At 68.1% G+C, this 26,870-nt stretch carries 21 protein-coding genes; 9 read left to right on the top strand and 12 right to left on the bottom strand.

What is annotated here, in order from left to right; translation table 11 throughout:
- Positions 1-70 precede the first annotated feature (70 nt).
- The 4 genes from ACZL02_RS13655 to ACZL02_RS13640 all read right to left on the bottom strand — a co-directional run bounded on the left by ACZL02_RS13655 (position 71) and on the right by ACZL02_RS13640 (position 3,792).
- Positions 71-784, bottom strand: a complete 714-nt coding sequence (locus ACZL02_RS13655) for an HAD family hydrolase (RefSeq protein ID WP_472936941.1) — start codon at positions 782-784, stop codon at positions 71-73.
- Between the two features lie 67 nt (positions 785-851).
- On the bottom strand, positions 852-1,637 hold the full coding sequence (locus ACZL02_RS13650; RefSeq protein WP_472936942.1) for a nitrilase-related carbon-nitrogen hydrolase: 786 nt from the start codon (positions 1,635-1,637) through the stop codon (positions 852-854).
- Between the two features lie 117 nt (positions 1,638-1,754).
- Positions 1,755-3,128 carry an aspartate aminotransferase family protein gene (locus ACZL02_RS13645; protein ID WP_472936943.1) on the bottom strand — a complete coding sequence of 458 codons (1,374 nt, stop codon included), beginning with the start codon at positions 3,126-3,128 and terminating at the stop codon, positions 1,755-1,757.
- Positions 3,129-3,213: 85 nt separating this feature from the next.
- Positions 3,214-3,792, bottom strand: a complete 579-nt coding sequence (locus tag ACZL02_RS13640; protein WP_472936944.1) for a DNA-3-methyladenine glycosylase — start codon at positions 3,790-3,792, stop codon at positions 3,214-3,216.
- A gap of 156 nt (positions 3,793-3,948) precedes the next feature.
- On the opposite strand from ACZL02_RS13640, the gene metH reads away from it, so the two are divergent.
- Positions 3,949-7,722 carry a methionine synthase gene (metH, locus tag ACZL02_RS13635; RefSeq protein ID WP_472936945.1) on the top strand — a complete coding sequence of 1,258 codons (3,774 nt, stop codon included), beginning with the start codon at positions 3,949-3,951 and terminating at the stop codon, positions 7,720-7,722.
- 205 nt (positions 7,723-7,927) lie between these two features.
- Here the strand turns inward: metH and ACZL02_RS13630 are convergent, their stop codons facing one another.
- From ACZL02_RS13630 to ACZL02_RS13615, 4 genes are all read right to left on the bottom strand, one after another.
- The gene (locus ACZL02_RS13630; protein WP_472936946.1) at positions 7,928-8,707 is read right to left on the bottom strand and encodes an SDR family oxidoreductase; all 780 of its coding nucleotides are present in this window, start codon (positions 8,705-8,707) and stop codon (positions 7,928-7,930) included.
- 84 nt (positions 8,708-8,791) lie between these two features.
- Positions 8,792-9,640, bottom strand: a complete 849-nt coding sequence (locus tag ACZL02_RS13625; protein ID WP_472936947.1) for a DUF2076 domain-containing protein — start codon at positions 9,638-9,640, stop codon at positions 8,792-8,794.
- 210 nt (positions 9,641-9,850) lie between these two features.
- Positions 9,851-12,949 carry an efflux RND transporter permease subunit gene (locus ACZL02_RS13620; protein WP_472936948.1) on the bottom strand — a complete coding sequence of 1,033 codons (3,099 nt, stop codon included), beginning with the start codon at positions 12,947-12,949 and terminating at the stop codon, positions 9,851-9,853.
- Positions 12,946-14,052, bottom strand: coding sequence for an efflux RND transporter periplasmic adaptor subunit (locus tag ACZL02_RS13615; protein WP_472936949.1), 1,107 nt, complete (start codon positions 14,050-14,052; stop codon positions 12,946-12,948). Before ACZL02_RS13615 ends, ACZL02_RS13620 begins: the two co-directional genes overlap by 4 nt.
- A gap of 338 nt (positions 14,053-14,390) precedes the next feature.
- Between ACZL02_RS13615 and ACZL02_RS13610 the strand changes: the two genes are divergently transcribed.
- Positions 14,391-15,152, top strand: a complete 762-nt coding sequence (locus ACZL02_RS13610; RefSeq protein ID WP_472936950.1) for a response regulator transcription factor — start codon at positions 14,391-14,393, stop codon at positions 15,150-15,152.
- Positions 15,149-16,411, top strand: coding sequence for an ATP-binding protein (locus ACZL02_RS13605; protein WP_472936951.1), 1,263 nt, complete (start codon positions 15,149-15,151; stop codon positions 16,409-16,411). The genes ACZL02_RS13610 and ACZL02_RS13605 overlap by 4 nt, the downstream gene beginning before the upstream one ends.
- Before the next feature lie 298 nt (positions 16,412-16,709).
- Here the strand turns inward: ACZL02_RS13605 and ACZL02_RS13600 are convergent, their stop codons facing one another.
- Both ACZL02_RS13600 and ACZL02_RS13595 read right to left on the bottom strand, forming a co-directional pair.
- Entirely contained in the window at positions 16,710-17,495 is a 786-nt protein-coding gene (locus ACZL02_RS13600; RefSeq protein WP_472936952.1) for a pyrroline-5-carboxylate reductase, read from the bottom strand.
- Between the two features lie 181 nt (positions 17,496-17,676).
- Positions 17,677-18,390 carry a hypothetical protein gene (locus ACZL02_RS13595; RefSeq protein ID WP_472936953.1) on the bottom strand — a complete coding sequence of 238 codons (714 nt, stop codon included), beginning with the start codon at positions 18,388-18,390 and terminating at the stop codon, positions 17,677-17,679.
- 294 nt (positions 18,391-18,684) lie between these two features.
- On the opposite strand from ACZL02_RS13595, the gene ytfQ reads away from it, so the two are divergent.
- The 6 genes from ytfQ (at position 18,685) to ACZL02_RS13565 (ending at position 24,982) form a co-directional block, all read left to right on the top strand.
- The gene (gene ytfQ / locus ACZL02_RS13590) at positions 18,685-19,662 is read left to right on the top strand and encodes a galactofuranose ABC transporter, galactofuranose-binding protein YtfQ (RefSeq protein WP_472936954.1); all 978 of its coding nucleotides are present in this window, start codon (positions 18,685-18,687) and stop codon (positions 19,660-19,662) included.
- 210 nt (positions 19,663-19,872) lie between these two features.
- Positions 19,873-21,393, top strand: coding sequence for a sugar ABC transporter ATP-binding protein (locus ACZL02_RS13585; RefSeq protein WP_472936955.1), 1,521 nt, complete (start codon positions 19,873-19,875; stop codon positions 21,391-21,393).
- A complete protein-coding gene (locus tag ACZL02_RS13580) occupies positions 21,390-22,400 on the top strand; it encodes an ABC transporter permease (RefSeq protein WP_472936956.1) in 1,011 nt (336 codons plus the stop codon). Before ACZL02_RS13585 ends, ACZL02_RS13580 begins: the two co-directional genes overlap by 4 nt.
- Positions 22,400-23,434 carry a galactofuranose ABC transporter, permease protein YjfF gene (gene yjfF, locus ACZL02_RS13575; protein ID WP_472936957.1) on the top strand — a complete coding sequence of 345 codons (1,035 nt, stop codon included), beginning with the start codon at positions 22,400-22,402 and terminating at the stop codon, positions 23,432-23,434. Before ACZL02_RS13580 ends, yjfF begins: the two co-directional genes overlap by 1 nt.
- Positions 23,431-24,174 carry a FadR/GntR family transcriptional regulator gene (locus ACZL02_RS13570; protein WP_472936958.1) on the top strand — a complete coding sequence of 248 codons (744 nt, stop codon included), beginning with the start codon at positions 23,431-23,433 and terminating at the stop codon, positions 24,172-24,174. Before yjfF ends, ACZL02_RS13570 begins: the two co-directional genes overlap by 4 nt.
- A 364-nt stretch (positions 24,175-24,538) precedes the next feature.
- Positions 24,539-24,982: an NUDIX hydrolase gene (locus tag ACZL02_RS13565; protein WP_472936959.1), complete on the top strand. Its 444-nt coding sequence runs from the start codon at positions 24,539-24,541 to the stop codon at positions 24,980-24,982.
- A gap of 134 nt (positions 24,983-25,116) precedes the next feature.
- On the opposite strand, the gene ACZL02_RS13560 is transcribed toward ACZL02_RS13565, so the two are convergent.
- The gene (locus tag ACZL02_RS13560; protein ID WP_472936960.1) at positions 25,117-25,866 is read right to left on the bottom strand and encodes a Crp/Fnr family transcriptional regulator; all 750 of its coding nucleotides are present in this window, start codon (positions 25,864-25,866) and stop codon (positions 25,117-25,119) included.
- A gap of 153 nt (positions 25,867-26,019) precedes the next feature.
- Positions 26,020-26,739, bottom strand: a complete 720-nt coding sequence (locus ACZL02_RS13555) for an exopolysaccharide biosynthesis protein (RefSeq protein ID WP_472938099.1) — start codon at positions 26,737-26,739, stop codon at positions 26,020-26,022.
- Between the last annotated feature and the right edge of the window lie 131 nt (positions 26,740-26,870).

Genomic DNA, 26,870 nt, shown 5'->3' with positions numbered 1-26,870 from the left:
CTGAAAAGCAAACTTCTCGCAGCAGCCGCGATGCCCGCAGCACATCTGGTCGGGCACCGGCATCCCGGGATCAGTCCTTGGACGGCGTACCGAGGAGAGCCAGCAAGGCGTCGAGGTCGTCCACGCGGTAATCGGCGTGCGTGCCGAGGGCTTCCGCGGCAGCCTTGGTGCGCGCGATGCCGATGCCCAGCGCGCCGGCGGCCCGCGCGGCGTCGATGTCGTGGGTGGAGTCGCCGACAAGGGCGACCGCCGTCGTCGCGACGCCGACATGCCGGGCGAAGGCGATCACCATGCCGGGGCCGGGCTTGGCGCCATGGCCTGAATCATAGCCTGCGACGAAGTCGAACCAATGCTCGATCCCCAGCGCGGAAAGATGCGCGCGGGCATTCTGCTCGGAGTCGTTGGTGGCAAGGCCGATGGCGATGCCGCGCTGCCGGAGCGCGGCAAGCGCCCCGGCATTGTCGTCATAGCCGGTCAGCGAGGCAAGGCTCGCCGCGCGGTAGAGCCTGTTCACGCGGTCGTCGAAGGCGCCGTCCTGCGCCAGCCCGAGCCTTGCCGCCCATTGCGGTGCGAAGTCGCTCGTCGCGCCCGCGATGATCGGCGAGGTCGCGGTGAAGCTCTGGGTCGCCGGCAGGAAGCCGGCCGCCTCCGCCATGTCGGCAAGGCACGCGGCGTCGCCACCGGCGAGTTCGCCGAGCACCGCTGCCGTCGCCGGTCCCCAGGTCGCCTCGAAGTCCAGAAGCGTGCCGTCCTTGTCGAACAGCACGCCCGAAATCTCTCTCATGCTTTCATCCTATCGACCGATCCTGCCCCTGGTTGGCGCTCGGGCCCGGCTTCTCTCTCCGGACGTTTCACGGCCGGCGGTGCAGGGCGAGTTCGGCGAGATAGGGATTGTCGGCAATGCTCTGGGCGTAGTCCTCGGGGTCGAGCGTCGCGCTCATCAGCTGCGGCTTGTCGTCGGGTGCGACGACGATGCGGGTGCCGTCGGGCGCGGCGATGCAGGAAAGCCCCTGGTAGACGAAGCGGCCGTCATGCCCGACATGGTTGATATAGACGATGAAGACCTGGCTTTCGAACGCCCGGGTCGGCACGACGTATTCCGCCACCATCCGCCCCGACCCGCCGGCGGGGAGGGCGGTCGGCACGAAGATCACCTGCGCGCCGGCCTGGGCGAGTTCGCGCACCCGCTCGGGAAACTCGACGTCGAAGCAGACGAGCGCGGCCGCCTTCAGGCCGCCGACCTCGAACACCTCGCAGGATCGGTTGCCGGCGGCGAACAGCGCTTTCTCGTAAGGACCGAACAGGTGCTGCTTGGCATACACCAGCGGCGGCAGCCGTGGCCGCAGGATGATCGCGGCGTTGATCACGCCCTGTTCTTCGCGGAGTGCAATGCCGGTCACCACGGCGATGCCGTTCGCATCGGCGAGCTTGCGCAATTCGCTGACCGTCTGGCCGTCGATCGTTTCGGCTGCGTCGCGGATCGGGTCGCCCGCGCCGTAGCCGGTCAAGGCGAGCTCGGGCAGCACCATGACGTCGGCGCCATCCGACGCGGCATCGATGATCATCCACCGGATGGCGGCCAGCCGGGCGACGGGATCGCCCATGTCGGCGCTGAGCTGACAGGCACGCACCTGCATCGCAAAGTCCTTGTCTCCAGGCGCACCCGGTCTCGATGGCCCGCACGCGGACCGAAGGCGCCGCAGCGCGGGCCGATAGTGCCGGCCTAGCGGCGCCTTGCGTCGGGATCGTGGCGGTCAGCCCCGCAGAAATGTAACCGTATCCTGCAGCGTCAGGGCGAACCGGTCGAGCATGTCCATGATCTCCGCCTCGGTGATGATCAGCGGCGGGCAGAAGGCGATCTGGTCGCCGATGGCGCGGATGATCAGGCCGTGCTCATGCGCCTTCTGGAACACGAAGCCGCCGGCCTTGCCGACCGGGTCGAAGCGCGTCTTATTCGCCTTGTCGGCGACCAGCTCCAGGGCCGCGATCAGGCCGACGCCGCGGACCTCGCCGACCAGCGGGTGGTCGGTGAAGCGCCGACGCAGTTCCGACTGCAGGATATCGCCCATCGCTTTCGCATTGGCGACAAGGCCCTTCTCCTCGATGATGTCGAGGTTCTCGAGGCCGACCGCCGTCGCCACGGGATGCGCCCCGGCGGTGTAGCCGTGGCCGAGCGTGCCGATCTTGGCGGTGTTGTCGGCGATGCCCTGGTAGATCTCGTCCGACAGCAGGACCGCGGCTAGCGGCTGGTAGGACGAGGTGATCTGCTTCGACACCACCAGCATGTCCGGCTCGATGCCGTAGTACTCGCAGGCGAACATCGTGCCGAGGCGGCCAAAACCGTTGATCACCTCGTCGGCGACGATCAGCACGTCGTACTTGCGGCAGATCTCCTGCACCTTGGTCCAGTAGCCTTCCGGCGGCGGCAGCACGCCGCCGGCGCCCATCAGCGGCTCGCCGATGAAGGCGGCGATGGTCTCGGGTCCGGCGTCGAGGATCGTCTGCTCCAGCTCTGCCGCGAGGCGGTCGGTGAACTCGGCCTCGGTCTCGCCGGCGAGGCCATAGCGGTAGAAATGCGGGCAGGTGACGTGCTTGACCGGAATGATCGGCAGGTCGAAGTCGCGGTGGTTGGTCGGCAGGCCGGTCAGCGAGGCCGACGCCATGGTGATGCCGTGATAGGCGTTGACGCGGGAGATGAAGGTCTTCTTCTCCGGCCTGCCGCGGGCATTGTTGTAGTACCAGATCAACTTGACGACGGTGTCGTTGGCTTCCGAGCCGGAATTGGTGAAGAACACCTTGGCGAGCTTTTCCGGGCTCATCTTCACCAGCCGCTCGGCGAGGTTGATCGCCGGCTCGTTCGATTTGTGGCTGAACGAATGATAGTAGGGCAGCTTCTGCATCTGCTTGTAGGCGGCGTCCGCCAGCCGCTTCTCGCCGAAGCCGACGCCGACGCTCCAGAGGCCGGCCATCGCCTCGATATACTTATTGCCTTGGTCGTCGAAGACATAGATGCCCTCGCCACGGTCGATGACGATCGGCCCGATCTCCTCGTGCTTGCGCGCATTGGTGGCGGCATGCAGCACGTATTCGACGTCGCGGGCATAGATGGAATTCGGCAGCGGCTTCATGGGAGAGGGCTTTCCAACGCTTCGATGCCGGGAGCCTAGCACCGCCCCGAGCCGCTTCGCAAAACCCCCGGGCTAGAATTTCTGCCTAAATTTTCGCAGCGCCCAATTTTTGGAAGTTTCGGCTGAGATAGCGCGAGCCTTCCTGGCCAAAACGCCAGGGTGTTTCGATGCCGCGCGATATGCCGATGCGCGGCCCGACTATCAGCGTCGGCGGCGTGGTCGGCGCTAGAATCGCAAACGGCGGCGCGTCGAGCGCCATCCCGTCATGCCCGCGGTCGACCGCCAGCGCCTGGCACAGCCGTCCGGGCCCGGCGCACAGCTTGCTGATGTCCTCCATGCGACGCCGGGCGCGCATCGCGTCGATGCCGGCGGTCGGTTCCAGCGCCCGGATCAGCACGGCCGCGCCGTCGCCCGCCGGCTCGCAGACGAAGTTGAGGCACCAGTGGATGCCGTAGGAGCGGTAGACGTAGGCGTGGCCGGGCGGCCCGAACATCGCTGCATTGCGGGGCGTCATCCCGTTGAGGCTGTGCGAGGCGGGGTCGGTGCCGTCATAGGCCTCGGTCTCGACGATGATGCCGCCGACACCGTCCACCGTCAGCAGGGAGCCGACCAATTCAGCGGCGACCACGGCCGCGGGCCGGTCGAAGAAGTCTCGCCGCAGCATCCGCTCTTTTCCCCCAGGCCCCGCCGACGTAATGTTTTCCGCGAGGTAGCGTTGTGCGACGCCTCGCCATAGGTCTTATCTTCATATAAGGATATGTTTATATCAAGCGCTGCTGTTGTGCTGCAGCTCTTCACGTGCCCCGCGCCGAGGTGACCCATGACCGACATCACCGATCATCTGTTCGATCAGCCGAGCGTGCCGCGCGACGACGCCCGGACCGCGCTGATGAAGGCGGCATCCGAGCGCATCCTGATCCTCGACGGCGCCATGGGCACGCAGATCCAGGGGCTCGGCTACGAGGAGAGCCACTTCCGCGGCGACCGCTTCGAGGGCTGCGCCTGCCATTTGCAGGGCAATAACGACCTCTTGATCCTGACCCAGCCGAAAGCGATCGAGGCGATCCACTACGCCTACGCGATCGCCGGCGCCGATATCATCGAGACCAACACCTTCTCCTCCACCTCGATCGCCCAGGCCGATTACGGCATGGAGGACCAGGTCTACGATCTCAACCGCGACGGCGCGCGACTGGTGCGGCGGGCCTGCATCCGCGCCGAGCAGGAGGATGGCAAGCGCCGCTTCGTCGCGGGTGCGCTCGGGCCGACCAACCGTACCGCCTCGATCTCGCCCGACGTCAACAATCCCGGCTTCCGCGCCACCTCCTTCGACGAGCTGCGCATCGCCTATGGCGAGCAGCTGCGCGGGCTGATCGACGGTGGCGCCGACCTGATCCTGATCGAGACGATCTTCGACACGCTGAACGCCAAGGCGGCGATCTTCGCCTGCAACGAGATCTTCCTCGAAAAGGGCGTCGACCTGCCGGTGATGATCTCCGGCACGATCACCGATCTCTCCGGCCGCACCTTGTCCGGCCAGACGCCGACCGCTTTCTGGCACTCTGTGCGGCACGCCCGGCCGTTCACCGTCGGCCTCAACTGCGCGCTGGGCGCCGCGGCTATGCGCGAGCATCTCGCCGAAATCTCGGGCGTCGCCGACACGCTGGTCTGCGCCTATCCGAACGCCGGCCTGCCGAACGAGTTCGGGCAGTACGACGAGAGCCCGGAGGAGATGGCCGCCCAGATCGCCGGTTTCGCCGACGAGGGCCTTCTCAACATCGTCGGCGGCTGCTGCGGCTCGACGCCCGACCACATCCGCGCCATCGCCGCGGCCGTCGCGGGCAAGAAGCCGCGCGCGGTGCCCGAGCACGTCCCGGTCATGCGGCTGTCCGGCCTCGAGCCGTTCACGCTGACCTCGGACATCCCCTTCGTCAACGTTGGCGAACGGACCAACGTCACCGGCTCGGCCAAATTCCGCAAGCTGATCACCGCGGGCGACTACAACGCCGCGCTGGTCGTCGCACGAGACCAGGTCGAGAACGGCGCGCAGGTCATCGACATCAACATGGACGAGGGCCTGATCGATTCGGAACGCGCGATGGTCGAGTTCCTCAACCTCGTCGCCGCGGAGCCCGACATCGCGCGCGTGCCCGTGATGATCGACAGCTCCAAATGGTCGATCATCGAGGCCGGGCTGAAATGCGTCCAGGGCAAGCCGCTGGTCAACTCGATCTCGATGAAGGAGGGCGAGGCGGCCTTCCTGCAACAGGCGCGGCTGGTGCGCGCCTATGGCGCGGCCGTCGTGGTGATGGCCTTCGACGAGGAGGGGCAAGCCGATACCGAAGAGCGCAAGGTCGCGATCTGTACCCGGGCCTACAAGCTTTTGACCGAGGAGATCGGCTTCCCGCCGGAAGACATCATCTTCGATCCCAACGTCTTTGCGGTGGCCACCGGCATCGAGGAGCACAACAATTACGGCGTCGATTTCATCGGCGCGACCAGGCGGATCACCGAGACCCTGCCGCACGTCCACATTTCCGGCGGCATCTCCAACCTCTCCTTCTCGTTCCGCGGCAACGAGCCGGTGCGCGAGGCGATGCACGCCGTCTTCCTCTACCACGCCATTCAGGCGGGCATGGACATGGGCATCGTCAATGCCGGCCAGCTTGCCGTCTACGAGACGATCGATGCGGAACTCAGGGAAGCCTGCGAGGACGTCGTCCTCAACCGCACGCCGAAGGGCGAGGGCAACGCCACCGACCGGCTGCTGGAACAGGCCGAGAAGTACCGCGGCACCGCCGGCAAGGAGGCCCGGGTCCAGGACCTCGCCTGGCGCGAATGGCCGGTCGACAAGCGGCTGGCGCATGCGCTGGTCAACGGCATCACCGAATACATCGACGTCGACACCGACGAGGCGCGGCTGGGCGTCGCCCGCCCGCTGCACGTCATCGAGGGGCCGCTGATGGCCGGCATGAACGTCGTCGGCGACCTCTTCGGCGCCGGCAAGATGTTCCTGCCGCAGGTGGTGAAGTCGGCCCGCGTGATGAAGCAGGCCGTGGCGATCCTCCTGCCGTACATGGAGGCCGAGAAGCTCGCCAATGGCGGGGCCGAGCGCCAGGCCGCCGGCAAGGTACTGATGGCGACCGTCAAGGGCGACGTGCACGACATCGGCAAGAACATCGTCGGCGTCGTCCTCGCCTGCAACAATTACGAGATCATCGACCTCGGCGTCATGGTGCCGGCGACGCGCATCCTCGAGGAGGCCCGCAAGCACAATGTCGACGTCATCGGGCTCTCCGGCCTGATCACGCCCTCACTCGACGAGATGGTGCACGTCGCGGCCGAGATGGAGCGCGAGGGCTTCGACATCCCGCTGCTGATCGGCGGGGCGACCACCAGCCGCGTCCACACCGCCGTTAAGATCGACCCGCGCTACAATGCCGGCCAGACGATCTACGTCACCGACGCCAGCCGCGCCGTCGGCGTCGTTTCCAGCCTGCTCTCGCCCGAGGGCAAGGACGCCTACATCTCCGGCATCCGCGACGAGTACATCAAGGTCGCGGCCAACCACGCCCGCAGCGAATCCGAAAAGAAGCGGCTGCCGCTGGAGCGCGCCCGCGAAAACGCGATGCAGCTGGACTGGGCGGGCTACGTGCCGCCCAAGCCAAGCTTCCTCGGCACCCGCGTGTTCGAGAACTACGACCTCGAAACGCTTGCCGCCTATATCGACTGGACGCCGTTCTTCCAGACCTGGGAGCTGAAGGGGCGCTATCCCGCGATCCTCGAGGACGAGAAGCAAGGCGAGGCCGCGCGGGCTCTGTTCGCGGACGCGCAGGCGATGCTGAAGCAGATCATCGCGGAGAAGTGGTTTCATCCCAAGGCCGTCATCGGCTTCTGGCCGGCGGGCGCGGTCGGCGACGACATCCGCCTGTTCACCGACGAGACGCGGGCTGCGGAGAAGGCGACGTTCTTCACCCTTCGCCAGCAGCTCTCGAAGCGCGACGGTCGCCCCAACATGGCGCTGTCCGACTTCGTCGCGCCCATGGAATCGGGCGCAAGCGACTATGTCGGCGGCTTCGTGGTGACCGCGGGGATCGAGGAGGAGGCGATCTCCAAGCGCTTCGCCAGCCAGAACGACGACTACGCCGCGATCCTCGTCAAGGCGCTCGCCGACCGCTTCGCCGAAGCCTTCGCAGAAGCCATGCACGAGAAAGTCCGGCGCGAGTTCTGGGGCTATGGCGCCGACGAGACGTTCAAGCCCGACGAACTCGCCGGCGAGCCCTACAAGGGCATCCGCCCAGCGCCGGGCTATCCCGCCCAGCCCGACCATACGGAGAAGCGCACGCTCTTCGGCCTCCTCGACGCAGAGGCGGCGATCGGCGTCACGCTGACCGAGAGCTTCGCGATGTGGCCCGGCTCCTCGGTCGCCGGCCTCTACCTCTCGCACCCCGAGGCGCACTATTTCGGCGTCGCCAAGGTCGAGCGGGACCAGGTCGAGGATTACGCGGCGCGCAAGAAGATGCCGCTCGCCGAGGTCGAACGCTGGCTGGGGCCGATCCTGAACTACGTGCCGGTGGCGGAGGCGGCGGAGTAGGGAGGCGAGGCGCCCCCTCGCCCCGACGGGGAGAGGGTGCCGAGCGCAGCAAGGTGGGTGAGGGGGCAGCGCTTGCGGCGAGGCGCGGGTGGCGCGCCCTCCATTGCCCTGCCGGGCACTTCTCCCCGGAGGGGCGAAGAAGGCGCGTCGCCGTCGCGTGATCTGTCCGGCTTTGCTCTCGGCGGCAGCTTTAAGGGGCCGCTACCTACAGTACGCCCGGATACGCCCCCCCGTCGATCAACAGCGCTTGCCCGGTGATGTACCCGGCCTGCGCCGAGCAGAGGAACGCGCAGGCGGTGCCGAACTCGGCAGCCTCGCCGAAGCGGCCGGCGGGGATTTCAGCGCGCCGCTGGTCGCGGATCACCTCGATGTCGACGCCTGTCCGCTCGGAGGCGGCTTGCTGGCCGGACTGCAGGCGGCGGGTGTCGAACGAGCCCGGCAGCAGCGAGTTGATGGTGACGTTGGCGTGCGCCACCGTGCGGGCGACGCCGGCGAGAAAGCCGGTTAGGCCGATGCGGGCGCCGCTGGAGAGGTCGAGGCCGGCCAGCGGCATTTTCACCGAGGCGGAGGTGATGTTGACGATCCGCCCGAATTTCCGCTCGACCATGCCGTCGATCACCCGCTGCACCAGTTCGATCGGCGCCACCATGTTGGCGGTGACGCCGGCCAGCATCGCCTCCCGGTCGATCTCGCGGAAATCGCGCAACGGCGGGCCGCCATTGTTGTTGACGAGGATGTCGACCTGCGGAAGGGCGGCCAGCAGCGCGTCCTGACCATCCCGCGTGCTGACGTCGGCGACCACGGCGATCACCTCGGCGCCGGTTTCAGTGCGGATCGCCTCGGCGGTTTCCGCCAGCACCGCCGCGTCGCGGCCGTTCACCACCACGCGGCAGCCGGCCCGCGCCAGTTCCATGGCGCAGGCTCGGCCGAGCCCGCGGCTCGACGCGCAGACGATGGCGTTGCGTCCTTTCAGACCGAGATCCATGGCGATGTCTCCAGACGGGGCCGCACGACGGGCGCGGCGTTGCGCCACGGCTTACGGCGGGCAGCCCCGGTCTGGCAATGCCGGTCAGATGTCGTCGAAGCCGCCATCGTCGAAGCCGCCGCCATCGTCGCCGCCAAACCAGCCACCGTCGTCCGAGGCATTCTGCACCTCCGGCTCGTTGCCGGCGTCCCGGCCCGTATCCGCGGTGTTGTTATCAGCGGAGTTGTTGTCGGCCGTGTTGTTGTCCGCCGTGTTGGTGTCGGCCTTGTCGGCGTCAGCGGTATCGGCGGCCGCAGGTGTCGCATCGGCGGCCGGGGTTGCCGCTTGCGCCTCGTGCCCACCGAACATGTTGCCGATCGCATTGCCGAGGATGACGCCGCCGGCGACACCCATGGCGGTCTGCGCCGCGCCCGCGAGGAAGCCGCCGCCGCCCATGCCGCCCCCGAAGCCGCGTCCTCGCGGGGCGTAGCCGGCGGGGGTGGTCTGGGGATCACTCTGCTGGGCGCCGGCATTGCCCCATGCGCCGCCGGGGCGGGCTTCACCCGGGCGGGCACCACCGACCGAGGGGACCGAGCGCGGTGCGCCGCCGCCGAAGATGCGCGAGAACATGCCGCCGCCTTCGGGGGCTGCAGCGACCTGTGCCGCAGCGGCAACCGGCGTCGTCTGCGCGGCGGGAGAGGCCTGCGGCACCTGCGAGGCCTGGCCCGCCGACTGCGCCGCCCGTTCCAGCTCCTCGATGCGCTTCTGCTGGTTGGCCAGCGCCATGTCCTGCATGACGATGGTCTGCGCCATGTAGTAGGGTGCGCCCGGCTGCTGGTTCAGGCTGTCGGCGATGAAACGCTCGGCCTCGGCATCGCGTGGCCCAGCCTGGCGCTCGACGTCGCCGAGCTTGGAAAAGAGGCCCTGGATCGCCTGGCGGTCGTTGTTGTCCATCGTCTGTCGCTCCCACTACCGTTGATCGGGCGGCACGTTGGCATGCCGATGGGCAAGAGATGAGAACGCCGGCACCGTTGCGCAACGGCTGGCAGGCCGCCGCGCACCGTTCGGCTGACATTCTGCGGACGCCCTCGCCAGGCCGCACGGCGGCATGTCCCGCCGCGTGCGGAGTGCCTTTCCGGCGCTGCCGCGGGCCGCCGGACCCGGCTACTCCGCCGGCTGGACCTTCGCGGGCGTCGGCAGCAGCTTCGACAGCAGCCGGCCGAGCAGCCGCTCGAGATCGTCCATCACCGTGTAGACTACCGGCACGTAGACGAGGCTCAGCACCGTCGAGGACACGAGGCCGCCGATCACCGCGATCGCCATCGGCGCACGGCTCTCGGCGTCGGCGCCGATGCCGAGCGCGATCGGCGCCATGCCGGCGGCCATGGCGATCGAGGTCATCACGATCGGCCTGGCCCGCTTGGTCGCCGCCTCGACCAGCGCCTGCGTCCGCGCCATGCCGCCGCGCCGGGCGATGATGGCGTATTCGACAAGCAGTATCGAGTTCTTCGCGGCGATGCCCATCAGCAGCAGCACGCCGATCAGCACCGAGACCGCCACCGTCGACCCCGTGAGGTAGAGGAAGCCGAAGGCGCCGCCGATGGAGAGCGGCAGGGCGGTGAGGATGGTGATCGGCTGGACGAAGGAATTGAACAGCAGCACCAGCGTCGCGAACATCAGAAGGATGCCGACGGCGATCGCCATGACGAAGCCGGAAAACAGCTCGGCCATCCGCTTGGCATCGCCCTCGGGGCGTTCGGAAATGCCGGCCGGCAGGTTCTGCATCACCGGCAGCGCCGCCACCGCCGCGCGCGCTTCGCCGAGCGTCAGGCCGGTGAGCTCGGCCTCGACGGCGATCGTCCGGTCGCCGTCGACATGCGAGATGCTGGTCGGTCCGGCGCCAAAGGTGAAGGTCGCCACCGCGTCGAGCGGAACGGTCGCCATGGTGCCCTTCACCATCAGCGATTTCAGCCGGGCGAGATCGCCGCGCGCCGCGTCCGACAGCGTCGGGATGACGTAGATCTGGCGGTCGCCGAGATTGTATTTCGCCAGCGACCGGTCGGCATCGCCGATGGTGGCGACGTTGACCAGCGTCGCGATCTGGCTCGACGTCACCCCGGCGCTCGCCATCCGCTGCTTGTCCGGCGTGATCACCAGTTCCGGCTTGGCGGCGGCGGCCGAGGAGATCGGGTTTGTGATCCCGTCGATGCCGCGCATCTCGGTCGCCAGCCCGGCGGCCGTCGTCTCCAGGAGCGCGCTGTCCGCCCCGACGAGGGTGATCGAGACCTTCGCGCCCGATTGCCCGTCGGCGCCGAACTGCATGCGGGCGCCTGGAATATCATCGAACAGGCGCGCGGCGCGCTTCTCGAAGTCCTGCTGGCTGACATCGCGCTCAGCCCGCGGCTTGAGGTTGGCGGTGACGGTCGCCGAGGTCACCGAGGCGGCCGTGCTCTGGCGAACCGGGCCGCCGCCGCCTTCGGTGGTCGCGCCGACGGCGGTGAACACCGAGGCGACCTCCGGCTGCGCTTTCAGCTTGGCCGAGACCGCCATCGCCGCCGCATCGGTCTCGGCAAGCGTCGAGCCGGGCTGCAGCTCGACCGAGACGATCGAGCGGCCGCGGTCGGCGGCGGTCATGAACTCGGTCGGCAGCTGCACGGCGAGGAAGATCGAGCCGGCGAAGAAGAGAATGCCGGCAAGCACCGTCAGCCAGCGGAAGCGCATCGCCTGGCGGAGCACCGCGAGATAGCCAAAAACCCAGGCCGGCGTATCGTCGTGCCTTGCATCGCTCGCCTTGACGAAGAAGGCGCCGAGGAGGGGGGTGAGCGTGCGTGCGACGAGCAGCGAGAACAGCACGGAGACGCAGACGGTGATGGCAAAGCTCGTGAACAGCTTGCCGGGAATGCCCGGCATGAAGGCCACCGGCACGAACACCGCGACGATGGTCATGGTGGTCGCGACGACCGCAAGGCCGATCTCGTCGGCGGCCTCGATCGCCGCCTGGTAGGCGGTGCGGCCGCTCTCGCGCATGTGGCGCACGATGTTCTCGATCTCGACGATGGCGTCGTCGACGAGGATGCCGACGACGAGCGACAGCGCCAGCAACGTGATGTTGTTGAGCGACAGGTCGAGCCAGGCCATGACGGCGAAGGTCGGGATCAGCGACAGCGGCAGCGCGGTCGCCGCGACCAGCGTCGCGCGGAGGTCGCGCAGGAACAGGAAGACGACGACGATCGCCAGCACCGCGCCGAGCCAGAGCGCCTCGATGGCCGCGTCGTAGCTCTCCTCGACGAAGGTCGATGACGAGGTCACCTCGGTGAAGCTCGCATCGGGATCGGCCGCATCGATCGCCTGCATTTCGGCGCGCACGGCGTGGGTGACGCCGATCTCGCTCGAGCCCTTGGCGGAATAGACGGAGAAGGCGACCACCTCGCGCCCGTCGAGCCGGGCGCGCGAGCGCGGCTCCTCCCAGCTGTCCTCGATCTCGCCGAAGTCGGCGAGCCGCATCGACTTGCCGTCGGCGAGCGCGATCGGCGTATCGGCGAGGCCCGCAATGGTGTCGACGCGGCCGAGCGTGCGCACCGACTGCTCCGACCGGCCGACCACGGTGCGGCCGCCCGACTGGTTGGCGTTCTGCGCGGCCAGCGCCTGCGAGATGTCCTGGACCGTCACCCCGAGGGCGGTCAGCCGGTCCGGGTCGAGCTTGACCAGGATCGCCCGGCTGACCCCGCCCGAGCGGGTGATCTTGGAGACGCCGTCGACCTTTAGCAGCGCCTTCGAGATGTCGTTGTCGATGTACCAGGAGAGATCGTCTGGGTTCTTCGACGGGGCGTCGACGACATAGGTCAGCACCGAATTGTCGCCGGCGTTGACGCGGGCGACCAGCGGCGTGTCGGCGGCCGGCGGCAGGTCGCTCTCGACCGAGGTCACGGCGTTGCGCACGTCGTCGGTCGCCTGCGTCAGGTCGCTGCCCAGCGCGAACTCGATGGTGGTCGTCGAGGCGCCCTCGCTGACCGTCGAGGTCACGCTCTCGACGTTCGACAGCGTGTTGACCGCGTTCTCGACGATGTCGGTGACCTGCGTCTCGATCTCGGTCGGCGCGGCACCCGTCTGCGTCACCGTCACCGTCACCATCGGGAAGTCGATGTCCGGCATGTTGTTGATGCGCAGCTGGGTGAAACCCCAGCAGCCGGCGAAGGCGAGCGCCAGGAACATCACGATGGTCGGGACCGGGTTGCGGATCGACCAGGCGGAGATGCCGTTCATTGGGCGGCTCCGGCCGCGGCCTGCTCGGAGACGACGCGCACCGTGTTGCCGTCGTTGAGGAAGCCGGCGCCGGTGGTGACGACCCGCTCGCCCTCGGTGAGGTCGCCGGTCACGGCGACGCGCCCGTCGCGCCGCTCGCTGGCGGTGACCGGCCGGATGGCGACGGCGTTGGCGTCGGTGACGATGAAGACCGCGGTCTTGCCGTCGCGCCAGGTCAGCGCGCTGTCGGCGACGGTCATCGCCTCGGCGCCGCCTGCCGAGATCGTCGCGCGCACGAACATGCCGGCGCGCAGGCCCGACCCGGCCGGCAGGGCGATCTCGACGCGGCCGAGATGGGTGGTGGAGTCCACCGTCTCGGCGATAGCGGCGATCTCGCCGGGAATGGCGGTTCCCGATGGTCCGGAGACCTCGGCGGCATCGCCCGCCGACAGCTTCGGCAGATAGTGTTCGGGCACGTCGATCGCGGCCCCGAGCGCGCCGTCGCGCTGGATCTTGGCGATCTCCGTGCCGGTCTGCACGGTGATGCCGAGCGTTGCCGGACGCGACGAGACGATCCCGTCGAACGGCGCGCGGATGACGGTGCGGTCCTGTTGAACGGCGAGGGTGTTCAGCGCGGCCTTCGCCTTGGCGACGGTGGCGGCGGCGGTCTTCACCGTCGTCTCGCGCTCCTCCGCCGTCTCGGCCGACAGCGCTCCCGTCTTCGATAGGCGCTGGCCGCGGGTGTTGGAGGAAACGGCGGTCTCGTAGCTGGCCTCGGCGCTCTCGATGGCGGCCTGCTGCTCGGCGATCTCCGCCTGGATCAGCGCATCGTCGAGCCGCGCGATCACCTGGCCGGCGGCGACCCGGTCGCCCTCGCGCACCAGCATCTCGGTCAGGGCGACGCCGCTGGTGGTCGCGGAAATGGTGGATTCCTGCCAGGCGATGACGAGCCCGGTGCCGGTGATCGCCTGCGCCACCGTCTCGCGCCGCACTGGGTCGACCGTCACCGTCAGGCTGGCGGGAGCCGGCGGCGCGGCTGCGGCCGCGCTGCCCTGTGCCGCAGCCGGAAGCCCTTGCGAAAGCAGCAGGGCGGATGCGAGCAGCAGCGCGGCGGGTGTCGACATCAGGGTCTTTCCAGGGTCGCGGAAAAGGAGTGCCGGGACGCTCGGTGGCGAACGTCCCGGCGTTTTCGGCGTGCCTTGAGGGGTCAGGCGACACGCCGAACCGTGCTGCGGCGGGCAAGGGCCCGGCTCCGCTCGATCTCGTGGGACTGACATAGGCGGTCCTGTCGGGCTGCAGTATGGCCCCGCAATGTCAATGTGTTACGAAAGATATCAGGGCGGCGGCCAAGGTCTTCCGTCCCGTCCCGGCAGGCCTCTGGGCGAAACAGTTCGCAACAAGTTTTCGGTCGCCCCTCCGCCGGCGATGCGGGATAGAGAGTGGCGAACCCGAGGACGTTGCCATGGACTCCAAGATCAAAGTGCTGGTCGTCGACGACGATCTCGAAATTCGGCGCCTGCTCGGCAAGTATCTCGACGGACAGGGTTTCCAGACGGTGCTCGCCGGCAGCCGGCGCGAGTGCGAACAGAAGCTTCTCGACGCCGAGATCGACCTCGTGGTGCTCGACGTCATGCTGCCCGACGGTTCCGGCCTCGACATCTGCCGCGAGCTGCGCGATCGCCGGCCGGACCTTGCCATTATCCTCCTCACCGCCCTGAAGGAGGACGTCGACCGCATCGTCGGCCTCGAGCTCGGCGCCGACGACTATCTCGGCAAGCCGTTCAACCCGCGCGAGCTCGCGGCCCGCATCAAGGCCGTGCTGCGCCGAAGCGGGGGCGGCACCGAGGCCATCGCGCCGCCGGCCGCCGGCTACCGGTTCGAGGGCTACGGTGTCGACCCGGAGCGCCGCAGCGTCTCGGCCGCCGACGGCAGCGAGGTCGATCTGACGGGGGCCGAGTTCGATCTCCTGCAGATCTTCCTCGAACGCCCCGGCCGCGTCCTGTCGCGCGACGTGTTGCTGGACCTCTTGCATGGCCGTGCCATCGACCCGTTCGACCGCTCTATCGACGTCACCATGAGCCGGCTGCGGCGCAAGTTCGGCGACAACGGCGTCTTCCGGCTGTTCAAGACCGTGCGCAACGGTGGCTACCAGTTCGCCGCGCGGGTCGAGCGCATCGATCCGGCCGGCCCGCACCACGGTGCCAGCCCGGAAGCCAGCGCGTGAACTCGCTCCGCGCCCGGCTGGTGCTGCTGCTGATGGTCGCCATCGTCGCCGTGGCGATGCTGGCGGCGCTCGTCACCTACAACATCATCGGCCGCCCGCTGCGTCAAAGTTTTGATCGCGCCTTCGCCGAGGAGGCGCGGGTGACGACGACGCTGCTCGCCGGCTCGGTCGATCGGGCGCGGATGATTGGCCTGACCCTTGGCGGTCCGCCCGACCCCGCGCGTATCGCCGCGGAGCAGACCGAGGGGGTCAACCGGCAGCTTGCCGAGGACGGTGCCGGCTTTGAAGTCAGCGTGGTCCTCGGACTGCCGAGCGACGCCGAGAAGGGTTATCTCGTGGTGCCGCTGTCGGCCGGCGTCTTCATCTACCTCGCGTTTCCGACCTTGCCGCCGTCGCCAATCCCGCCGCTCTTTGCCTACCTCGCCATCGTCGTGATCGGCTCGATCGCCGTCGCGATCCTCGCGGCCAACAAGATCGTCAGTCCGCTGAAGATGCTGGAGCACGCGATCGCCTCGGTCGGGCCGGACGGCGACCTCCTGCGCATCGACGAGCGGGGGCCGGTCGAGGTGCGGGCCACTGCCCAGGCGCTGAACCGGCTGTCGTCGCGGCTGCGATCGGCGATGGACAGCCGCATGCGGCTCGTCGCGGCGGCGGGCCACGACCTGCGCACGCCGATGACGCGCATGCGCCTGCGGGCGGAGTTCCTGCCGCCGGAGGAGCAGGAGACCTGGCTGAAGGACCTCGAGGAACTCGACCGGATCGCCGACAGCGCCATTCGCCTGGTGCGCGAGGAGGTCGCCGACCAAGCCGGCGAGGAGGGCGTGCGGCTCGACCGGCTGGTAGACGAGATCGGCCGCGAACTGACGGAAGTCGGCCGGAGCGTCAGCGTCGTCGCGGCGGAGCCGGCCTGCGTCGAGGCCCGGCCCTTGGCGCTGAAGCGGGCGCTGCGCAACCTCATCGACAACGCCGCGACCCATGGCGGCGGGGCAAGCGTGCGGCTGCGCATCGATGGCGAGACGACGGTGCTGGAGATCGACGATTCCGGCCCCGGCATTCCGGAAAACCTTCTGGAGCGCGTGTTCGAGCCGTTCTTCCGCGTCGATGCCGGCCGCCGCCAGACGGTTCCCGGCGCCGGCCTCGGTTTTGCCATCGCCAAGGAAATCCTCGACCAGGTCGGCGGCACGATCGACATCGCCAACCGGCCCGAGGGCGGCCTGCGCCAGACGGTCCGGCTGAAGACGGTGGAGATGGCCGGCTGAGGGGGGGCATAGAGTGCTGGGGCCTGGGAAGGATGCCTGCGAGCGCCGCCTCTGCACCGACCCGACGCGACACGATCGAGGCATGGGTTCCCGGCCTTGCGGCCGAGGATGACGACCGTTGACGTTGGCGCCGAGGTTCTGAAGGCCCGTCATCCCCAGCGCTCACGCCGACGACCGTTGATGTTGGCGCCCAGATCCTGAAAGCTCGTCATCCTCGCGCGCAGCGCGGGGACCCATGCCGCGGCGCAGAACAAACCCTCTCCGGTCGACCGGCCGCGCTGATCGCATCGATCCGGCCTCACCCCGCCGGCTTCACCCCGCGCAGCCGCGCGAGCACGCCGTCGAGCGCTTCGGTCAGCGCGGCATAGGCGCCGTGCTCGGCGAGGTGACGCTCGACCTGCTCGTTGATGCCGCCGACCGTCCGGTGCTCGACCGACAGCGCGTGGAAGCTGGAGCCGGCATGGAGGTCGGCTGTTTTGGCGAGGCCCGAGAACACCTGGCCGATATAGCGGCGCCCGTCCTCGGCAGGGATGCCTTGGCCGACCAGCCAGTCGACGATCGTTTGCCCCGTCGTGAAATGCGCCGCCATGATCGCCGAGGAGGCGGTAAGCGCGTCGTAGGCCGGCTCGTCCTGTACTTCGATCGCGACGCCGGCGCGCTCGAACAGCGCCTTGACCGTTGCATTCGGTGGGGTCAGCACCGTCGGTCCTGCGCCCAGCGCCATCGAGGGCAAGGGCACGGCGCGGGTGATGAGGGTTGCCGGCGCGACCATGCCGGAGAGTGTCGCCAGCGAGAAGGTGGCGATCAGGCTGAGAACGTGGTGATCCGGCCGGAAGCGGAGGCTCGGCAGCACGTCGGCGGCGATCTGCGGGCGCACCGCCATCACGGCAAGGCTGCAGCCGTCGAGCACCGCCTGGTTGGAGGCGGCGATGCGGACCTGGTCGGGGAAGCGGGCGGCGAGCCGCGCCGCCGTCTCGGCATTGCGCGGCGACAGCAGCATGGCAAGGTCCGGGGAGGGGGCGGTCAGCAGCCCGGTGACCATGGCCTCGACGATCGCGCCCGTGCCGATGAAACCCAGCTTCATGATGTCCCGCCTCTGCCATGCCGGCACGCGCTGCGCGTCCGCTCCGCCGCTTGCCCGGATTCGCGCGAACGGCGGCGGCGGAATGTTTCACGGCTGGCACGGCAGGTAAACCGTCGCGGCAGCCGGCGGCGGAGACGTCTGCCGCCGGCTTGCCGTCTCGGTGCGTCTTCCGCCGAGGCGGTCAGTGCCCGACGATGGCCAGCGCGCTGTCGGTGATGCCGTTCACCGCGAACATCGCGCCATCGCCGACGGTCCGGCCGACCGAGACGACGCCGTTGAGGACGCCGGAACCGCTCGGCACGAGATCGGCGAGCTCGAAGCTGCGATCCTCCGATGCGGCCGGGTAGGGGACGAGGTTGTCGGCGCGCTGGAGTTCCGGCGCGGGACCGGCCGAAGCCATCAGCGCGTCGTCCGCCGGCAGACGGTGCTGCCGCAAGGGCGTCGTGGCGTCGGCAGGAACGGATGCCTGCCTGTCCGGCATTGCGGCGACGGGCGCCGCGGTCCGGGCAAGCGTTGCCGGGGGCGTTGCCGTTGCCGGCGTTCTCGGCCGGACCATCGCTGCAACGAAGGCTGGCCGCGGCGTCGGGATGACGGTGGCGGGTTCGGCGGGAAGCGCGGCCGACGAGCCCTCGACGGCCGGCGCCGGCACTGTTGCTGCTGCAGCAGGCGCTGGTGGGAACGCGTCACGGGCGGGAATGGCGACGAAGCGGATGTTCGGCTGCGGCATCGGGACCGCCGCCGTCTCGCTCTCGTGTCCTAGCAGGATCTTGCCCGGGGAGAAGCCACGCAGCGGGGCGTAGTGGAGCCCTGCCATCAGCACCGCCGAGGCGGCGACGGTGATCGAAGCGCGCCCTGCAACGCCGCCGAAGCCATGCCTGAATGTCGTCCTGTTCATCCTCGTCTCCTTCACGTCCGGTGCAGCCAGACTGGGCGAGGGGCGCGGCGAAAGTCGGGCCTTAAGATAGCGTTTTGTGGCGGGATTCCGGTGTTTTGTTACGGAACAATGCCGGCGTCCGGAAACCGCGTCGCGGGGGCCTTCCCGAACCGCCGAAGCCTGCGTGCAGGCAACCGATAGCCTCCACCCAAAGTCGCACTCTTTTTCGCTGGACGTCAAAAGTCATATAATACTATCAATGGCTACCGGTTGGAGGATCGGTCTCGAAAGAGAACAGTTTTGGGAGGAACACGCATGAACACCTGGAAACTCCGGGCGGGTACGCTCGCGGCCGCAACCTTGACGGCCGCGACGCTGATGGCCTCGACCGCGATGGCCGCCGGCCTGACGGTCGGCTTTTCGCAGATCGGCTCGGAGTCCGGCTGGCGCGCCGCCGAGACCTCGGTCACCAAGCAGGAAGCCGAAAAGCGCGGCATCACGCTGAAGTTCGCCGACGCGCAGCAGAAGCAGGAAAACCAGATCAAGGCCGTCCGAGGCTTCATCGCGCAGGGCGTCGACGCCATCCTGATCGCGCCCGTCGTCGCCACCGGCTGGGACGCCGTCCTGAAGGAAGCGCAGGAGGCCGAGATCCCGGTCGTGCTGCTCGATCGCCAGATCGACGCGCCGGACTCGCTCTACCTCACCGCCGTCACCTCCGACCAGGTGCACGAGGGCAAGGTCGCCGGCGACTGGCTGGTCAAGGACATCGGCGACAAGCCGTGCAACGTCGTCGAGTTGCAGGGCACGACCGGTTCGTCGCCGGCCATCAACCGCAAGAAGGGTTTCGAGGAAGGCATCGCGGCCGCCTCGAACATCAAGATCGTCAAGAGCCAGACCGGCGACTTCACCCGCACCAAGGGCAAGGAAGTGATGGAGAGCTTCATCAAGTCCTCCAATGGCGGCAAGGACATCTGCGCCCTCTACGCCCACAATGACGACATGGCCGTCGGCGGCATCCAGGCGATCAAGGAAGCCGGCCTGAAGCCGGGCACCGACATCAAGGTGGTCTCGATCGACGCCGTGCCCGACATCTTCCAGGCGATGGTCGACGGCGAGGCGAACGCCACCGTCGAGCTGACCCCGAACATGGCGGGCCCGGCGTTCGACGCGATCGAGAAGTTCAAGGCCGACGGCACCAAGCCGGCGAAGTGGATCCAGACGGAGTCGAAGCTCTACACCCCGGCGGATGATCCGAAGGCGGTGTACGAGTCCAAGAAGGGCCTCGGCTACTAGGAGCGTTCCTGCGTGCGGCCGGCGCCTTGATACGTCGTGCCGCACACCCCCCTCTGGGCTGCCGCCGATCTCCCCCTCAAGGGGGGAGATCGATCATCGCTGGCGTCGACACAGCCGATCTCCCCCCTTGAGGGGAAGATGTCCGGCAGGACAGAGGGGGGCCGCCCGCCGCCTGTCCGCCGACGCGCGTCCCATCTCTGCAAGGTGCCCATGACAGACATCCCCCTTCTGCGCATCGCTGGCGTCTCGAAAGCCTTTCTCGGCATTCCCGCCCTCTCCGGCATCGATCTCGTCATCCGCGCCGGCGAGGTGCATGCACTGCTCGGCGAGAACGGCGCGGGCAAGTCGACGCTGATCAAGATCGTCACCGGCGCCTACCGCCGCGATGCGGGCGACGTCTTCCTCGACGGCGTGCCGATCGATCCGCGCAGCGTCTCCGACGCGCAGGATCTCGGCATCGGCACCGTCTACCAGGAGGTCAACCTCCTGCCGAACCTCACCGTCGCCGAAAACCTCTTCCTTGGCCGCGAGCCGACACGCTTCGGCCTGACCCGCCATGGCGAGATGCGCCGACGGTCGCGGGAAATCCTTGCCCAATACGGCCTAGACATCGATGTCGGCGCGCCGCTCGGGCGCTATTCCGTCGCCGTGCAGCAGATCATCGCCATCGCCCGCGCTGTCGAGCTGTCCGGCAAGGTGCTGGTGCTCGACGAGCCGACGGCGAGCCTCGATGCCGCCGAGGTAAAGGTGCTGTTCGATGTCGTCCGCGGGTTGCGCGCCCGGGGCCTTGCCGTCGTCTTCATCACGCATTTCCTCGACCAGGTGTTCGAGATCGCCGACACCGTCACCGTGCTGCGGAACGGAAGGCTGATCGCGACCAAGCCCGTCGCCGGTCTCGACCGGCTCGCCATCGTCCAGCTGATGCTCGGCCGGGCGCTGACCGAGGAGCACGACGCGACGACGCCCGCTTCCGGCGAGACCGCCGGCACGCCCGCCATCCGCTTCCGGAACTACGGCCGCCGCACCAGCATCCAGCCGTTCGACCTCGAGATCGCCCGCGGTGAGGTGGTCGGCGTTGCCGGTCTCCTCGGCTCCGGCCGCACCGAGACGGCGCGCCTTCTCTTCGGCATCGACCGCGCCGACAGCGGAACGGCCGAGATCGACGGCCAGACCATCTCGCTGACCTCGCCGCGCGAAGCGATCGGCCACGGCTTCGGTTTCTGCCCGGAGGAGCGCAAGACCGACGGCATCATCGCCGAGCTCTCGGTGCGCGAGAACCTCATCCTCGCGCTGCAGGCCCGGCGCGGCTGGGCAAAGCCGCTCTCGCGCCGCGAGCAAGGGGAACTGGCCGACCGCTATATCAAGGCGCTCGACATTCGCACTTCCGGCCCCGAACAGCCGATCAAATTCCTGTCCGGCGGCAACCAGCAGAAGGTGATCCTCGCCCGCTGGCTCGCCACCGAGCCGCGCTTCCTGATCCTCGACGAGCCGACCCGCGGCATCGACGTCGGTGCCCATGCCGAGATCATCCGGCTGATCAACAGCCTCTGTGCCGAGGGCATGTCGCTGCTCGTCATCTCCTCGGAGCTGGAAGAGCTCGTCGTCTATTCCCGCCGCATCGTGGTGCTGGCCGACCGCGTCCACGTCGCCGAGCTCACCGGCGCTGCGGTGACGCCCGGCCGCATCATGCACGCCATCGCGGCGCCGTCCGCAAAGGAGCTCGCGGCATGAGCGCCCTGAAACGCCTCGCCCCGCAGCTTGTCGTCCTCGCCGTCGTGCTCGCCCTCAACGGCTTCCTGTTCCCCGGCTTCTTCGACGTCGTCGTGCAGAACGGCCGGCTCTACGGCAGCGTGATCGACGTGCTCAACCGCGGCGCGCCGGTGGCCATCCTGTCGATCGGCATGACGCTGGTGATCGCCACCCGCGGCATCGACCTCTCCGTCGGCGCCGTCATGGCGATCGCTGGCGCGGTCGCCGCCTCGCTCGTCGCGGCGGGCTATCCGCTGCCCGTCACGGTCGCCGCCGCCCTCGGCATCGGCCTCGTCTGCGGCCTCTGGAATGCGGCGCTCGTAGCGCTTCTCGACATCCAGCCGATCATCGCGACGCTGATCCTGATGGTCGCGGGGCGCGGCATCGCACAGCTCGTCACCGAGGGGGTGATCCTCACCTTCAACGAGCCGAGCTTCATCTATCTCGGTTCCGGCGCCTTCCTCGGCTTCCCGCTGCCGGTGCTGATCTCGTTGGCGCTGGCACTGCTCGCGACGCTGCTGGTGCGCAAGACCGCGCTCGGGCTGCTCATCGAGGCGGTCGGCGTCAACCGCCGGGCGTCGAGCCTTGCCGGCGTCAGTGCCGGCCTGCTGCTTTTCGCTGTCTACGCCGCGTCCGGCCTCTGCGCCGCGGTTGCCGGCATTATCGCGACCGCCGACATCCGCGGCGCCGACGCCAACAATGCCGGGCTCTGGCTGGAGCTCGACGCGATCCTGGCGGTGGTGATCGGCGGCACCTCGCTGTTCGGCGGGCGGTTCTCGATCATCGCCTCGCTGCTCGGTGCGCTGATCATCCAGTCGGTCAATACCGGCATCCTCTTGTCGGGCTTCCCGCCGGAGTTCAACCTGATCATCAAGGCCGCGATCATCGTCGTCATTCTGGTGATCCAGTCACCGGCGAGCCGCGTGCTCTTCGGTTATTTCAAGGTCGAGCGCCGCGCGACGGCCGAGACGAAGCAGGTGCCGTCGTGATGAAGTCCCGCTACCTGCCGCTGGCGACGACGGCGCTGATCTTCGTTCTTGCCTATGCCGCCTGCGCGCTGCAGTTCCCGAACATCCTGTCGACGCGGGTGGTCGGCAACCTCCTCACCGACAACGCCTTCCTCGGTATCGCCGCGGTCGGCATGACCTTCGTCATCCTGTCGGGCGGCATCGATCTCTCGATCGGCTCGGTCATCGCCTTTACCGGCGTCTTCCTCGCCGTCGTGCTGCGCGACACCTCGATCCACCCTTTGCTGGCGTTCGCCCTGGCACTGATGATCGCCACCGCTTTCGGCGCGCTGATGGGGGCGATCATCCACTACCTCCAGATGCCGGCCTTCATCGTCACGCTCGCCGGCATGTTCTTCGCCCGCGGCATGGCGTTCGTGCTGTCGACCGACTCGGTGCCGGTGCTGCACCCCTTCTACGAGACGCTGCAGCAGCTCTACATCCGCTTGCCCGGCGGCGGCCGGCTGACCTTCGTCGGCATCACCATGCTGGTGGTCTTCGCCGTCGGAGCGCTCATCGCCCAGCGCACCCGCTTCGGCACCAATGTCTACGCGCTCGGCGGCAATTGGCAGTCTGCGCAGCTGATGGGCGTGCCGATCGCCCGCACGACGATCGGCATCTACGCGCTGTCCGGCTTCCTCGCCGGCCTCTCGGGCATCGTCTTCTCGCTCTACACCTCGGCCGGCTACTCGCTCGCCGCCGTCGGCGTCGAGCTCGACGCCATCGCCGCCGTGGTGATCGGCGGGACCTTGCTGACCGGCGGCTCGGGCTTCGTCGCCGGCACGCTGCTCGGCGTCTTGATCCAGGGGTTGATCCAGACCTACATCGTCTTCGACGGCACGCTGTCGAGCTGGTGGACGAAGATCGTCATCGGCATCCTCCTCTTCGTCTTCATCGCGCTGCAGCGCGCCATGCTCTGGGCTTCCGCCCGCCAGCCGGTGCCGGCGCGCGCCGAGGCCTTGCAGTCCGGCCCCCTGCCGAAGGCTGCGGCCTTGCCGGGAGGCGCTGCAAGATGAGCGAGAGCGGCCTCCTGCACACGGCGATCACCGGCGGACGGCCCGGCAACAGCCATGCGCATGTCGTCGGGGAGCTCGGCCGCAACATCGTTTCCGGCGTGTTCGAGGTCGGTTCGATCCTGCCGGGCGACGAGGAGCTCTGCGCCCGTTTCGGCTTTTCCCGCACCGTGCTGCGCGAGGCGATGAAGACGCTGGCGGCCAAGAACCTGATCCTCTCGAAAGCCCGCGTCGGCACGCGCGTACTGGAGCGCAACCGCTGGAATCTCTTTGATTCCGACGTTTTGATCTGGCGTTTCGAGGTGGGGCTGGACGAGGAACTGGTGCGGGACCTTGCCGAGATGCGCGCGGCCTTCGAGCCGGCGGCCGCGGCGATGGCGGCCCGCCGTGCGACGCCGGAGGACATCGAAAAACTCTACGAGATCGCCCGGCGGCTTGGGGACCCAGGTCATGACCGGGTCAGCATCGCCACGGTCGACCTCGAGTTTCACCTCGCCATCGCCGACGTGTCGAAGAACCCGTTCATGCGCTCGGTGTCGAGCCTCATCGAGGCGGCCTTGGCGATCTCGTTCAAGTTGAGCTCGCCGGCCTCCGATCTCGACAAGATCGCCGAGTGCGCTGCCAACCATCTGAAGATCGTCGACGCGATCGCGTCACGCGACGAGGAAGCGACGCGGCAAGCGATGCTGCATGTCATCGACGTCGGCGTGGAGCGCGCCCGTCGGACGTTCGGTCCAGCATAGCGCTGCCTGTGTCCGGAACCGCACGGACGATCCCATCTTTGCAGGTCCAGATCATCTATCCTTGATCAGCCAAATGCGCGCTGCCGTGAAAACCCCCTATACGCCTGGAAACTGGGGGATTTGGCGCACTCAGTGCATCTCTGGTAGCTAAAAAGCGCACGGCTTGCGCTCTTGCGATATCTAGCCATACACCTAATTAGTGTTTCGAGCGCGCTGACCGTGAAGTGCAGCGTATAAACTGATGCAAATGTATGCAACCACGAATTAGGTGCCAGGCAAGCTTAATGTCGTAAACGGACAATGGGCATAGGCAGCTAAGTCTATGATCGCATGGCGAGTCGACAGAATCTGAAGGAGCCACCCCGTGCCGCAGAAGAAAGGGAACGTACAGTACGGCGCGTTGCCTTACGCTGTCGGCAAGGATGGCGAACTGCGGATTCTTCTCGTGACGTCGCGGACGACGCGCCGTTGGATCATCCCGAAAGGCTGGCCGATGAAGCTCCGCCGCCCGCACCAGGCCGCCGCGCAGGAAGCGCTGGAGGAGGCCGGCGTGGTCGGCAAGCCGCAGAAGCGCCCGATCGGCGACTATCAGTACGATAAGCTGACGGACGACGGCCTTTCGATCCGCTGCACCGTGACCGTTTTCCCGCTGGAAGTGCGCTCGCTCGACAATCGCTGGAAGGAAGCGCTGGAGCGCGAGCGGCAGTGGTTCACGCCCGGCGAGGCGGCAAAGCTGGTGGCCGAGCCGGAACTCAGCGCGCTGCTCCAGAACTACCGGCCCGGAAACAAGGCCTTGGCGGGGTCCTGAGGCATCCTGCGGTGGGGCGAACTGACCCCACCAGGGAGATTCTCCAGACTGAAGAGGCGGCGTTTTCTCGGTTCGTTCGTCGCCCGGATGATGAATTCTGGGCTTGGCACAGTGTTCCTGCGCGCCCCGACCGCTTAGCGGATCGACGTTGCCCGCGGCTTCAGGTGAAGATAATCCCGGTCGAACTGCGCGATGGTGCTGAACGTTTCCCAGTTCTGAATCGTCACCGTCTTCTTCTCCGTGACGATGTGGCCTTCGGCCTTCAGGTCCTGCAGCAGCCGGTTGACGTGGACGACGCTGAGGCCGAGTGCATCGCCGATCTCGGCCTGGGTCAGCGGCAGCCGGTAGCGGAAGCCGTCGGCAAGGCCGACCGCGTCAAGCCGCAGCAGGAGTTCGCAGAGGAGGTGGGCCAGCCGGGCCCGCGCCGACAGCCGGCCTATATTGGTGATCCAGGCGCGGAACGCCGCCCCGTCGATCAAAGTCTCGCGCCAGAACGCCGCCGCCACGCCCGGGCGTGCCTCGCAGAGTGTCCGCATGTCGGAATGCGCGACGAAGCCGAGACGGCTCGCGACCACGGTCGCCAGGCTGTGGTCCATGACGTCGAGATGCAGGCTCTGAAGATCCGGCACATCGCCGGGGATGTTGAAGGCGAGGATCTGCCGGCGGCCGTCGCTGATCACCTTGTAGCGGCAGGTGAAGCCGTCGAGCACGATGCAGCAATGCGTCGGCCGCTCGCCATCGCGGACGATGTCCTGGTCGGCGGCATACTCGCGCACCGTCACCGGCAGCGTCTCGATCGCCGCCTGGTCCTCCGGCGAGAGATCGAAGATATTCGACAGCCGGGCGAACATGTGGCTGGTGCCGAGGGGAGTGGTCTTGCTCAAGGGGCGCTCCCCATTCTCGCGGCGCCGAAGACGGCGGGCCCGATGCATGCCGCACACGCCGTCCGACGGCAAGGTGTGCCGGTTCCTCAGCCTGTCTTTCTTTGCGAAAATGGAAAAGCTGCCGGCAGATCGACTTCGCCCGCCAGACGCCCGTTAGCCAAAAGCCTGGGAGAACAGGAAGAGCCCGCCTTTGACGAGGGCGAAGACAACGCCCGACACCAGGATGCAGGAAACGACGGAGGCGACGAGACCCGCCAGCACCCAGACGCCGTCCCGCTCGAGCAGGCCCAGCGAGAACAGGCAGATCGCCAGCGCCGGCAGCATGTTGCCGAGCGGGATCGGCAGGAACAGGATCGTCGCCATCAGCAGGCAGACCGCGCCGACGACATATTCGGCCGGCGGCCGTGCCAGTCCCTCGAGGCGCGGCTTCAGGAGTTTTTCCGCCCAGGCGATCCAGGGCGCGGCCTTGCCGATCATCGTGGCGAAGTCGCCGCGCGCCATCGATCTATTGGCGATGATCTTCGGCAGCCACGGCTTGCGCCCGAGCATCAGCTGCGCTGCGAGAAACACCAGCGGTGCGCCGAGGACGGCCGAGGTGCCGGGCGGCGTCGGCAAGGCGTTCGGCATGGCGAAGATCAGCATCAGCGCCCCGAAGGCACGGTCCTGCATGACGGCAACGAGATCCGCGACCGAGACGCGCTCGCGCGAGGTGTCGTCGGCCAGCGAAATGAGGATCGCCGCCAGCGTCCGCTTGGTCGGAACGGCTTCAGCATCCGACGGGACGGCGAGGGCCTGGTCTGCTTCTACAGGGGGGGAAGGGGGGTAAGCCGACGGAACAGGCTCGGTGGAGCCGGTGGGCTCGCCCTCCAGCATGGCCGAGGCCGTCCGCGGACCGACCGCGGCCGTGCCGTTTTCGGCATGCCGGTCTCTCGGGAAGAGGGTTGTGCTGTCCGGCGCCAACGCATCGCGGGCGGCCCCGTTCACCGGCGCCTCCTCGGCACGTC

Source organism: Mesocryomonas fontinalis (genome assembly GCF_055730125.2).
Note: the sequence above shows the minus strand (reverse complement) of the source record. Positions and strands in the feature narration are given on the sequence as shown.